The 10941-nt window shown below is 64.9% G+C and carries 10 protein-coding genes; 1 reads left to right on the top strand and 9 read right to left on the bottom strand.

Annotation, left to right across the window (positions count from 1 at the left end):
• Window positions 1–170 precede the first annotated feature (170 nt).
• Window positions 171–680: an SH3 domain-containing protein gene (locus MUO23_14575; GenBank protein ID MCJ7514174.1), complete on the bottom strand. Its 510-nt coding sequence runs from the start codon at window positions 678–680 to the stop codon at window positions 171–173.
• 172 nt (window positions 681–852) lie between these two features.
• Between MUO23_14575 and MUO23_14570 the strand changes: the two genes are divergently transcribed.
• Complete coding sequence (locus MUO23_14570; protein MCJ7514173.1) at window positions 853–1812, top strand: hypothetical protein; 960 nt, start codon at window positions 853–855, stop codon at window positions 1810–1812.
• 134 nt (window positions 1813–1946) lie between these two features.
• On the opposite strand, the gene ppdK is transcribed toward MUO23_14570, so the two are convergent.
• The 8 genes from ppdK to sufC form a co-directional block, all read right to left on the bottom strand.
• A complete protein-coding gene (ppdK, locus tag MUO23_14565) occupies window positions 1947–4739 on the bottom strand; it encodes a pyruvate, phosphate dikinase (protein MCJ7514172.1) in 2793 nt (930 codons plus the stop codon).
• A 192-nt stretch (window positions 4740–4931) separates the two neighbouring features.
• Entirely contained in the window at window positions 4932–5279 is a 348-nt protein-coding gene (locus MUO23_14560; GenBank protein ID MCJ7514171.1) for a non-heme iron oxygenase ferredoxin subunit, read from the bottom strand.
• Between the two features lie 27 nt (window positions 5280–5306).
• Window positions 5307–5705, bottom strand: coding sequence for an iron-sulfur cluster assembly scaffold protein (locus MUO23_14555; GenBank protein ID MCJ7514170.1), 399 nt, complete (start codon window positions 5703–5705; stop codon window positions 5307–5309).
• An 8-nt stretch (window positions 5706–5713) separates the two neighbouring features.
• Window positions 5714–6958 (bottom strand): cysteine desulfurase, encoded by a 1245-nt coding sequence (locus MUO23_14550; GenBank protein ID MCJ7514169.1) that lies wholly within the window; start codon window positions 6956–6958, stop codon window positions 5714–5716.
• 5 nt (window positions 6959–6963) lie between these two features.
• On the bottom strand, window positions 6964–7269 hold the full coding sequence (locus MUO23_14545) for a hypothetical protein (GenBank protein MCJ7514168.1): 306 nt from the start codon (window positions 7267–7269) through the stop codon (window positions 6964–6966).
• Between the two features lie 32 nt (window positions 7270–7301).
• Window positions 7302–8660, bottom strand: a complete 1359-nt coding sequence (sufD, locus tag MUO23_14540) for a Fe-S cluster assembly protein SufD (GenBank protein ID MCJ7514167.1) — start codon at window positions 8658–8660, stop codon at window positions 7302–7304.
• Window positions 8661–8700: 40 nt separating this feature from the next.
• A complete protein-coding gene (gene sufB, locus MUO23_14535; GenBank protein MCJ7514166.1) occupies window positions 8701–10113 on the bottom strand; it encodes a Fe-S cluster assembly protein SufB in 1413 nt (470 codons plus the stop codon).
• Window position 10114: 1 nt separating this feature from the next.
• Window positions 10115–10897: a Fe-S cluster assembly ATPase SufC gene (sufC, locus tag MUO23_14530; GenBank protein ID MCJ7514165.1), complete on the bottom strand. Its 783-nt coding sequence runs from the start codon at window positions 10895–10897 to the stop codon at window positions 10115–10117.
• Window positions 10898–10941 lie beyond the last annotated feature (44 nt).

Genomic DNA, 10941 nt, shown 5'->3' with positions numbered 1-10941 from the left:
CGCCGGCGACGAGCTGGCGCGGGAGGCTTGCATCGCTCCGCCGGTCCAGCAGGAGCGAATGCCCCCAGCGGGGGAGCAGTGAGGTTGAGCGGATCCGACAGATTTGGCGGAGGGCTTCGGTTGACAGCTGGAGGGAGGGCCCGGCCTAGCGAGCTCCGGGGGAGAATCCGCTACTCAGCCGGGGTTGGAGGCGGATCAACGGCAGGCACGAAGTTGACATTCCCACCGACTGTCACGGCGCCGCCAAAGACCCAACCGTCCAGCCCCCCGCCGATGCGACGAACGAGCCACCAAGGGCCCGCCGAAGTTCCGGGCCCAAGGTTGTCGTAGCGCCCGACAACTTCGGCGGTCTGGTTCTGCAGGATAAAGTCAACATTCGGGTAGACCTCGTCCGGCCCTGAGCGCACGTAGGCGTTGTAGAGTGCCGTGAGGATCGGCCGGTCCGGAGTGGCGCTGGCGGCCAGGGTAGGCGTGACCGTCGGCGCTTCGGGCGTGGCCGTGTTGGGGGAAAGGGTCGGGGTCGGAGTCACGGCCGATTGGGTGAGCTCAGCGATGGCGGCGGCAGTGGCGAAAACCTGCGCCGGAGAGGGTGTGGCCGTCGTCAGAGCCGCACCACTGCGGCAGGCTGCCAGTCCGCCGGCGACAAGGCCGAGAGTGGCTATGCGCTGTGCGACATTCATCGTGCATTCCTCGGCTAGAGCGAACAGCCGCCCGGTCGGGCAGCTTTCGCCAAGTATACCTCCCGCCGGCAGTGAGCCCTCGGCGATCCAATCCTGGTACAACGGTCATCTGATCGGATCCTGTCTCAGCCGTTATCATGGCGATATGCCAGCTATGCGGGAGGAACCTGCCGTGCAGACCGAACGGGCGGCGCCCCGGCCGCCGCAAGCACCATCTGCGCGTCGTAGGCAGCCGGATCCGGCGCAGGAGCTGGAAGGGGCCCGTGCCCGCCTCGATCTGGCGCGGCGGCGCTTCTTCTCGGCGGCCGTGGCGTTCTGCGATGGATCAATCAGCGAGGGTCAGCTGCGAGCCGTCCGTGAGCTCTTGCGTGAGCAGGAGACACGCCTAAGTCAGACGGAGGGCGAAACCGGGCCGCTTCACGCGGCACCGTTCGTCAAGCCCGCCGATCCCGAACCGGCCCCTCCCGAGCTCGTTCTGGCAGCCCCCGAACTCGTGGCCGCGGCGCCTGCCGCTCCCCCCGTCGCTCTGCCTCTGGACCCGGCCGACGACCTGACGCAGATGCTGACAGCGCTGGACCAGAAGATGGCCCGCCTCGAGCAGGATCTGCAGCAGGGGCGCATCAATGCCTCGCAATACCGCGCAATTCATCGCCACTACGTGGAGCAGCGCGAGGTCGCCCTGCGCCTGCGCCAGGCCTATCCGGAGAGCGATCGCTGGCGGGTGATCCTGGAGGAAGGCAAGACCACGTTTCTGATGCAGCTCAATGAAGCCGTCTGTCTCGGCCTCGCCCTGTATGACATGTCGACTCGCGAGCGGATCTTCATCGAGGGCCGGCTCCCGCCGGCGGCCGAAGAGGCGATGGCGCTGCTGCGGACCTTCGGCCCGATCGGCACCGAGGCCTCCGCCGGACGGATGCTGGCAACTCAGGCGGAGGATGGCTCGGCCTTGCTGCTGATCCCCGGCATGTTCACCGCAGCCCTGGTGGTCTTTTCTCAGCAGCCGCCGGGATGGCAAGTGCGGGCCTTGCGCGAGGTCCACCGCAACTTCGAGACCGCCAACCGGACACCACTGACCCGCGGGGATCACGGCTCTTTGATCTACCCCGACCTGACCCGCTTCATTCGCGGCTGAGGTCTCCCCCTCCGGCGTCTGCCCTGCAGCCCGGCACGTACAGCCGCACGCCCACAGTCCCGAGAGCAAATCGTGGGGTTTGGGCGGGCGCGCCCAAACCCAACGTCCAAACAACCTCTGTCGGTCAGGCCTGGCTACTTGTCCTCGTTACCCTTGCCCAGGGCGGCCTGGGCGGCGGCCAGGCGGGCGATTGGCACCCGGAACGGTGAGCACGAAACGTAGTCCAGCCCGATCTTGTGGCAGAACCACACCGACTGCGGGTCGCCACCATGCTCACCGCAGATCCCGACCTCCAGCCCCGGCCGAGTCTTACGGCCTTCCTGCACGGCCCACTGCATCAGCTTGCCGACGCCGGTTTCGTCGATGCTGGCAAATGGATTCTCTGTCAGAATCCCCTTCTCCAGGTACTCCATCAGGAAGCCGGACTCAGCATCGTCACGCGAGATCCCGAAGGTCGTTTGAGTCAGGTCGTTCGTGCCAAAAGAGAAGAACTGGGCGTACTGCGCGATCTCGTCCGCCGTCAGCGCTGCTCGCGGGATCTCGATCATTGTCCCGAACTTGTAGTCGATTTTGATGTTCTGCTCCTTCATCACCTGCAGCGCCACAGCCTCCAGGGCCGTCTGCTGGGCCTTGAGCTCGTTGACGTGCGATGTCAGCGGGATCATCACCTCCGGATGGACGTCGATCCCATCCTTGGCGCACTGACAGGCTGCCTCGAAAATCGCCCGCACCTGCATCCGGGTCAGCTCGGGGATGTGGATGCCAAGGCGGACGCCGCGCAGCCCGAGCATCGGGTTGGCTTCGCGCATCGATTCGACGGCGGCCAGCATCTGATCCTTCTCCGCCAGCTGTGCAGGATCGTTGCCGCGCACGCGCAGCTCGGTGACTTCCTGGAGGAGGGTGTCGTGGGACGGAAGGAACTCATGCATTGGCGGATCGATCAGGCGGATGATCACCGGCAGCCCGTCCATCGCCCGGAACAGGCCATCGAAATCCGATCGCTGGAACGGAAGCAGTTTGGCCAGAGCCTGATCCCGTTCCTCGGCCGACTTGGCCAGAATCATCTTCTGGACCGAAGGCAGGCGCTCGGTCTCGAAGAACATGTGCTCGGTGCGGCACAGGCCGATGCCCTGAGCCCCAAAGCGCCGAGCTCGCTCGGCGTCGCGCGGGTAGTCGGCATTGGCCCACACCTGCAGGCGGCGGAAGCTGTCGGCCCAGGACAGCAGCTGGATCAGGTAGGGATCGCTGACGTCGGGCATGACCGTCGCCACCTGTCCGGCGAAGACGTTGCCCGTGGTGCCGTCGATCGACACCCAGTCGCCTTCCTTGTACGTCTTGCCGCCCACGGTCATCTTGCGACTTTCAAGATCGATGTCCAGCGCAACCACGCCGACGACCGCCGGCTTGCCGAACTGGCGGGCGACCAAGGCGGCGTGCGACGTGCGGCCGCCCTTGCTGGTCAGGATGCCGTTGGCGGCCAGCATGCCGTGCACGTCGTCCGGCTTGGTCTCGGGCCGGACCATGATCACCTGCTTCTTCTCTTCCTTGGACCAGCGTTCGGCGGTGTCGGCGTCGAAGGCGATCATGCCCACGGCGGCGCCCGGTGAGACGTTCAGGCCGGCGGCGATCTTCTCCGCCGCCTTGACCGCCGCCGGATCGAACTGCGGGTGCAGGTAGAAATCCACCTGCTCGGGCCTCACGCGGATCACCGCTTCCTTCTTGGTGATCAGGCGCTCTTCGGCCATGTCGACCGCGATCCGGACTTCGGCCTGGGCGGTTCGCTTGCCATCGCGCGTCTGCAGCATCCACAGCTTGCCGCGTTCGATGGTGAACTCGACATCCTGCATGTTGCGGTAGTGCTTTTCCAGCCGGCGGCAGATCCTGGCGAACTCGGCGTACGATTTCGGCATCTCGGTCGCCAGCTCGGAGATCGGCTTGGTCAGGCGGGTGCCGGCCACGACGTCCTCGCCCTGGGCATTGGTCAGGTAGTCGCCTTCGATCTCCTTCTCGCCGGTGTTGCCGCTGCGGGTCATGGCGACGCCGGTGGCCGAGTCGGAGCCCATGTTGCCGAAGACCATGGTGACGATGCTGACCGCCGTGCCCAGGTCGTGCGGGATCTTGGCGGCGTTGCGGTAGTCGGTGGCGCGTTTGCCGTTCCAGGACTTGAAGACCGCCTCGATCGCCAGTCGCAGCTGCTCCATCGGATCGAGCGGGAACTCACGCCCGGTTTGTTTGCGGACGATTGTCCGGAACTCCTGGACGATAGCCTTGAAATCCTCGGGGCTGAGTTCCGAGTCGGTGGCCACGCCGCGCTTGGCGCGGAACTCGGTCAGCACCGCTTCGAAGGGCTCGTCGTCGACGCCCATGACCACAGAGCCGAACATCTGGACCAAGCGGCGAAAGGAGTCATAGACGAAGCGCGGGTCGGAGGTCAGCCGGACCATGCCGGCCGCGGTGTCCTCGTTCAGACCGATGTTGAGAACGGTGTCCATCATGCCGGGCATGGAGAACTTGGCGCCGGAGCGGCAGGACACCAGCAAGGGATTCTTGGGGTCGCCGAACTTCTTGCCGGTCGCTTTCTCGGTCTCCTTGAGGGCTTGCAGCGTCTGCTCCCACATCCCGGAGGGGAACTTCGCCCCCCGGGCGAGGTACGCATTACAGGCCTCGGTCGTGATCGTGAAGCCGGGCGGCACCGGCACCCCGATCCGGGTCATCTCGGCCAGGTTGGCGCCCTTGCCACCCAGCAAGGCCCGCACCTTGTCCCACGAACCGGCCTTGCGCTCGGCAGCCTTGACTTCGTCAAAGCGGTAGACCCACCTGGCTCGGACGCTCCCCTTCTTGGGAGCGGCTTGGGTCTTGGCCGTCTTGGCCGCCTTCTTCGGGGCGGACTTTGCTGCCGATCGGGTCGGCTTCTTCTTCTGAGGCATGGCTCTCTCCTTGCGCTGGGTAGGCAGTCGGCAAATCGGGCCGTCACCCTGTCCTCAGGGGACGGCCCTCCGCACATCATACATCACTTCTGGCTCAGGCAGTCGGCAAGGTGATGAAGATCACCGGCCACGATATGAGAGACGGCGGGTCGGTCTCATCGCGCTTCCCCGCCGGCTCCGGAACTGTCGGCGTCAATCGGTCGGCAGGCCGAGCTCCACCTGCGTGCCGACGATTCGCACCGGGTAGGCGGGGATATCCACCACGGCTGGCAAGGTCAGCGCCCTGCCGCTGGCCAGATCGAAGCGGGCGCCGTGGCGCGGGCACTCCAAGCCCAGGCCTTCGAGGGTACCCTCCCCCAGCGGACCGTCGTCGTGCGTACAGACGTCGGCGATCGCATACAGCGTGCCGGCGATGTTGAACAGGACAATCCCCTGGCCATCCACCTCAATCCGCAGGCGGGCGCCGGGCGGGAGCTCGTCCCGCGAGGCCACGGGCACGTACTCCAGGTTCTTCTGCTCAGGTAGGCGGTAGTTGAACATCGGGTACGTCGCTCGGCAGCCCGCGCCTCAGGCTCTCGCCAGCTCGGCGTCCAAATGGTCGACGCCATACACCCCGGCTTTGAGCACCTTGAGGGACAGCAGGGCGCATTTCAAGCGAACGGGGCCGAGTTCGATGCCAAGCATTCTCAGGAGGTCTTCCTTGGTCAGTGCTTTGACATCGTCCAGTGGCTTGCCGACGACCGACTCGACCAGCAGGTCGGCCGCGGCCTGGGAGATGGCGCATCCCGTGCCGGAGAAGGAGGCCTCGGCAATTCGCCCCTGGGGGTCAAGGCGCAGATCGATCCGAATCCGATCCCCACACAGCGGATTGTCGTCCTCATAGGAGAAGTCATGCGGATCGAGCTCACCCCGCATCCGCGGATTCTTGTAGCGGTCAATGATCTGGTCTCGGTACAGGTCATCCATGGGTGCTCCTAGCGGAACAGCGCCTGCACCTTATATAGCCCGTCGACCAACTTGTCAACATCGGCCTCGTCGTTGTACAGGTAGAAGGAGGCGCGGGTCGTCGCCGCCAGCCCAAACTTCTCATGCAGCGGCATGGCGCAGTGGTGCCCGGCCCGAACCGCGATGCCATCCCGATCGAGGACTTGCGCCACGTCATGGGGGTGGACGTCTCCGAAGGAAAACGAGATCACGCCACCCTTATCTGGCCCGTGAGGCCCGAAGTGCCGGAAGCCGGGAACTTCCTCCAGACGCTCCAGGGCGTACGCAGCCAGCGCCTGCTCATGCTGGCGAACGGCTGCCATTCCCACCCCGTCCAGGAAATCCACGGCTGCGCCCAGGCCGATCACCTCGGCGATGGGCGGCGTCCCGGCCTCGAACTTGTGCGGCAACTCGTTGGGCGTGAATTCTCTCAACCGAACGCGCTTGATCATGTCACCGCCCCCGAGGAAGGGAGGCATCGACTGCAGCAGGTCTTCGCCTCCATACAGCACGCCCACGCCGGTCGGCCCGCACATCTTGTGCCCGGAGAAGGCGACGAAGTCCGCACCCAGCTCTTGCACATCCACGGGCAGATGAGGCACCGATTGGGCCGCATCCACCAGGACCACGGCGCCGGCTTGCTTGGCGGCCGGGATGATGTCCGCTAACGGGTTGATCGTCCCCAGCACGTTCGACATGTGCGTCAGGGCGACCAGAACCGGCCGCTTGTCGAGCAGGGAGTGGAAGGCGGGAATGTCCAGCCGGCCGTCGTCTCGCACCGGGATGAACTCGAGCACCGCGCCCCGCTCGGCGGCCAGCATCTGCCAGGGCACCAGGTTCGAATGGTGCTCCATCTCGGTCAGCAGGATGACGTCTCCCGCCTTCACCCGGCTTCGGCCCCAGGCGTGGGCAACCAGATTGATGGATTCGGTGGTGTTGCGGGTGAACACCACCTGGCGGCTGGATGGGGCATGAATGAAGCGAGCCAGCCGCCGCCGGGAATCCTCGTAGGCCTGGGTGGCCTCTTCCGCCAGCTGGTGAACGCCGCGATGGATGTTGGCGTTCTGCCGCTCGTAGTAGGCCGACATGGCCTCGATAACCGCCCGGGGCTTCTGGGAGGTTGCGGCCGAGTCCAGGTAGACCAATGGAACGCCGGGCCGGGTTTCCCGAGAGAGGATAGGAAAATCGGCCCGGAGCGATGTGGCCAGAAAGGCTGCGGTGGAGGCGGTCGGCATTCGGGCTATCTCCGTTTGCGCCTCTTGGGCGGCAACGGGCGTCGGCGGCTGGTGGAGGGCCGGATGTTGTCTCCGCCCTGCTGACACCACAGCACACGATCCGGCACCATCCAGCCGTCCGTCAGGTAGACATCTTGATTGAATTGAATGGCGACCATCTTGTACTCGGCCTGGACCACCACACCTTGCAGCCACGTGCGCACCCGGTTGTCCTGGTCGGTATGGTCACAGAACACATCCACCAGCTGCCCAACTTCATAGCGCTCGGCTGTGGCCGGCAGACTGGTGGCCGTCAGTTCTCGCCTGCGCATCCTCGTCCCTGCCTGTCGTACACTGCCGCTGGTCATCGGATCGACTGCCGCATCTTCTCATCGATCATGCGCTGGAACCTCTCGCGCACCCCCTCGAACGGAATGCGGGACATGATCGGTGCGAAGAACCCATGAACCACCAGGCGTTCTGCGTCCGCCCTGGGGATCCCCCGGGTCATCAGATAGTATAGGGGTTCTTCCTCCAGTCGGCCAACCGTGGCGCCGTGCGTGCAGCGGACATCGTCTGCCAGGATCTCCAATCCGGGAATTGAGTCGGCCCGGGCCCCTCGGCTCAGCAGCAGATTGCGATTGGCCTGGTAGCCATCGGATTTCTGAGCCCCGGGGGCGACATAGATCATTCCCTGCCACACCGACCGGCTCTTGCCAATGAGTGCGCCTTTGAAGAGCAAGTCACTGGTGGTATGGGGGGCGAGATGGTTCTGTTGCGTGTCATGATCGAGGTGCTGCATACCGTCGGTGAAGTAGAACCCGGACATCCTGCCCTCGGCGCCTTCGCCAACCAGGCTGAGTTCGCTGAAGTTCTTGGTCAGATGGCTGCCGACTGCTCCGAAGATCCAGTCCACCCGCCCGCCGGCGCCGACCTGCGCCTTCTCGTGGGAAATGGTCCACACATGTTCTCCCCAGGTCTGCAGTTCGACCAGGGTGAGCTGAGCCTCGTCCTCGACGATGACCTCCAGCGTGCCGGCGTGGAAGGCGGCATTCTCCGGCTCGGTGGGGGAAGCGAACTCATGGATGAAGGTTGCAGCCGCCCCCTTGCCCAGGACCACCAGCACCCGAGTGGCGAACGCCCGTCCAGCGCCCGGCGCCCAGATCACGGAATGTAGCGGCTGCTCAAGCACGACGCCAGGCGGGACATACAGGATCACTCCGGTGTCGGCTACCGCCGCCGCCAAGGCGGCGAACTTCGCACTGGCGGGATCGACGAGCCGCCCCAAGTTCTGCTGGAGCAGGCGGCTGTGGTCGCGCACCGCGGTGGACCAGTCGGTGAAGACCACGCCGCGGCCGCCCAGCCCGGGATCGACATTCGCCAGCGTCGGCAGACCCGGCCGCAGGATCATCAGGCCAGCCTGGCTCTCATCCGTGATCGGCAGCAGCAGCGCCGGATCGACCGGCAGATCGTCCACCGGGAGCCACTGGACGTGGTCAGCCGGCAGGCCGCTCAAGTCGGTGCGCCGCCAGGCCTCGTCGCGCGGTTCCGGCATCGGCAGGGAGAGGTAGCGCTGCCAGGCGCGCAGCCGGGCTTCGAGCACCCAGCCGGGCTCGCCGGAGGCTGCGGCTCGCCGGCGGATGTCAGCCTCGGTCAGGCGGAACTCGGCCGCGCCTGTCCGGCGGGAATCCGGCTCGCGCCGGACGACGGTACGTGTGCTCATCTGCGTTCCTTCTCCGAAATCCGGGAGGCGTCCCGGCGACCTAGCCGATCGAGCCTTCCATCTGCAGCTGGATCAGGCGGTTCATTTCGACGGCGTACTCCATCGGCAGCTCTTTCACCAGGGGCTCGATGAACCCGGAGACCACCATCGTGGTAGCGTCTTCCTGGCTCAGGCCGCGGCTCATCAGGTAGAACAGCTGCTCCTCGCCCACTTTGCTGACCGAGGCCTCGTGGCCAATCGTGACGTCGTCTTCGTCGATCTCAATGTAGGGGTACGTATCCGAGCGTGACTTCGGATCCAGCAACAAGGCGTCGCAAACCACGTTCGACTTGGAGCCGGTGGCGCCCTTGTGGACCTTGAGCAGCCCCCGATACGAGGCCCGACCGCCAGCCTGGCTGATCGACTTCGAGGTGACCTTGCTGGAGGTGTTGGGCGCGACATGCACGACCTTGCCGCCGGCGTCCTGGTGCTGGCCGGCGCCGGCGAAGGCCATTGACAGGATTTCGCCGTGCGCCCCCTTCCCCACCAAATAGCAGGACGGATACTTCATCGTCAGCTTGCTTCCCAGATTGGCATCCACCCACTCCATGGTCGCGTCTTCGTGCACGATCGCCCGCTGCGTTACCAGGTTGTAGACGTTCACCGACCAGTTCTGGATGGTGGTGTACCGGCATCGGGCTCCTCTTTTCACAACGATCTCGATCACACCACTGTGGAACGAATTGGTGGTGTAGGTCGGCGCCGTGCAGCCCTCGACGTAGTGGACCTGTGCCCCCTCATCGACGATGATCAGGGTCCTCTCAAACTGCCCGATATTGGCGGTGTTCAGACGGAAATAGGCCTGCAGCGGCAGGTCGACTTTCACACCTGGCGGGACGTAGATGAAGGACCCACCAGACCACACGGCGCCATTGAGGGCCGCGAACTTGTTGTCGGTGTGCGGGATGATGGTCCCGAAGTACTCTCGGAAGAGGTCAGGGTGCTGCTTCAGCCCGTTCTCGATACTCAGAAAGATGACCCCCTGGTCGGCGAGGTGCTTCTGGATGCTGTGGTAGACCATCTCGGATTCGTACTGGGCGCCTACGCCGGCCAGGAACTTCTGCTCGGCCTCGGGGATGCCCAGCCGGTCGAAGGTCTTCTTGATCGTGTCCGGGACATCATCCCAGCTCTTGGATTCGGCTTCGGCCGGACGTACGTAGTAGAAGATCTCGTCCAGATCCAGCCCGCTCAGATCCGGCCCCCAGTTCGGCATGGGCCGCGCCTGGAAGTGCTCGAGCGCTTTGAGCCGGAACGCCAACATCCACTCCGGCTCTGCCTTCATGCGCGAGATGTCTTCGACCACCTGGCGATCCAGCCCCTTGCGCGTCCTGAAGACCGTCTCATCCGGATCGCTGAAACCATACTTGTACCGGTCAAGCCCTTCGAGGGACTTGACGTCTGCCGGGGATGCCATGCTACGCCTCCGTGATAACCGCTTCCTGCTTCTCGCGAATCCAGTCGTACCCCTGCTCTTCGAGGTGCTCGGCCAGGTCGGCGCCCCCGGTCTCGACAATTCGGCCGCCGAGCATGATGTGCACATAGTTGGGCTTGATGTAGTTCAGAATGCGCTGGTAGTGCGTGATCACCAGCACTCCCAGGTGCGGGCCCGCCAGGGTGTTCACGCCCTGGGAAACGATGCGGAGGGCGTCGATGTCGAGGCCGGAGTCGGTCTCGTCCAGGACTGCGATCTCGGGCTCGAGCGTCGCCAGCTGTAGAATCTCAGCCCGCTTCTTCTCGCCGCCCGAAAATCCCTCATTCAGGTACCGGCCGGCAAAGTCATGCGGCATCTTCAGCAAGTCCATCTTCTCCTTGAGCAGCTTGCGGAACTCAGGGACGGCGATGCCCTTGTCCTCCGGATTGGCCGCCTTGCGTCGAGCGTTGATCGCCGAGCGCAGGAAGTTGGCCACCGAGACCCCGGGGATCGCCACCGGATACTGAAACGCCAGGAACAAACCCAGGCGGGAGCGCTCGTCCGGCTTCAGATCGACCAGATTCTGCCCCTTGAACACGATCTCGCCTGCCGTGACTTCAAAATGGGGGTGTCCCATCAGGACATTGGCCAGGGTCGTCTTGCCTGTGCCATTGGGGCCCATCAGGGCGTGAATCTCGCCGGGGCGGACGGTGAGGGTGACCCCCTTCAGGATCTCCTTGCCCTCGACGCTGGCGAACAGGTTGCGGATCTCAAGCGCGTTCGTCATCTTGCCTCCTGGGTTCGGGCGGGATTGTAGCATGGCGACCCCCT

It is taken from the genome of Anaerolineales bacterium, assembly GCA_022866145.1.
Taxonomy (GTDB): domain Bacteria; phylum Chloroflexota; class Anaerolineae; order Anaerolineales; family E44-bin32; genus PFL42.
Note: the sequence above shows the minus strand (reverse complement) of the source record. Positions and strands in the feature narration are given on the sequence as shown.

What these genes read in the sequence shown, in the direction of transcription:
- ppdK (MCJ7514172.1), bottom strand. Translation starts at nt 4,739, where the DNA reads ATGCCTCAGAAGAAGAAGCCGACCCGATCGGCAGCAAAGTCCGCCCCG.
- MUO23_14575 (MCJ7514174.1), bottom strand. Translation starts at nt 680, where the DNA reads ATGAATGTCGCACAGCGCATAGCCACTCTCGGCCTTGTCGCCGGCGGA.
- MUO23_14555 (MCJ7514170.1), bottom strand. Translation starts at nt 5,705, where the DNA reads ATGGATGACCTGTACCGAGACCAGATCATTGACCGCTACAAGAATCCG.
- sufC (MCJ7514165.1), bottom strand. Translation starts at nt 10,897, where the DNA reads ATGACGAACGCGCTTGAGATCCGCAACCTGTTCGCCAGCGTCGAGGGC.
- MUO23_14560 (MCJ7514171.1), bottom strand. Translation starts at nt 5,279, where the DNA reads ATGTTCAACTACCGCCTACCTGAGCAGAAGAACCTGGAGTACGTGCCC.
- MUO23_14550 (MCJ7514169.1), bottom strand. Translation starts at nt 6,958, where the DNA reads ATGCCGACCGCCTCCACCGCAGCCTTTCTGGCCACATCGCTCCGGGCC.
- sufB (MCJ7514166.1), bottom strand. Translation starts at nt 10,113, where the DNA reads ATGGCATCCCCGGCAGACGTCAAGTCCCTCGAAGGGCTTGACCGGTAC.
- sufD (MCJ7514167.1), bottom strand. Translation starts at nt 8,660, where the DNA reads ATGAGCACACGTACCGTCGTCCGGCGCGAGCCGGATTCCCGCCGGACA.
- MUO23_14545 (MCJ7514168.1), bottom strand. Translation starts at nt 7,269, where the DNA reads ATGCGCAGGCGAGAACTGACGGCCACCAGTCTGCCGGCCACAGCCGAG.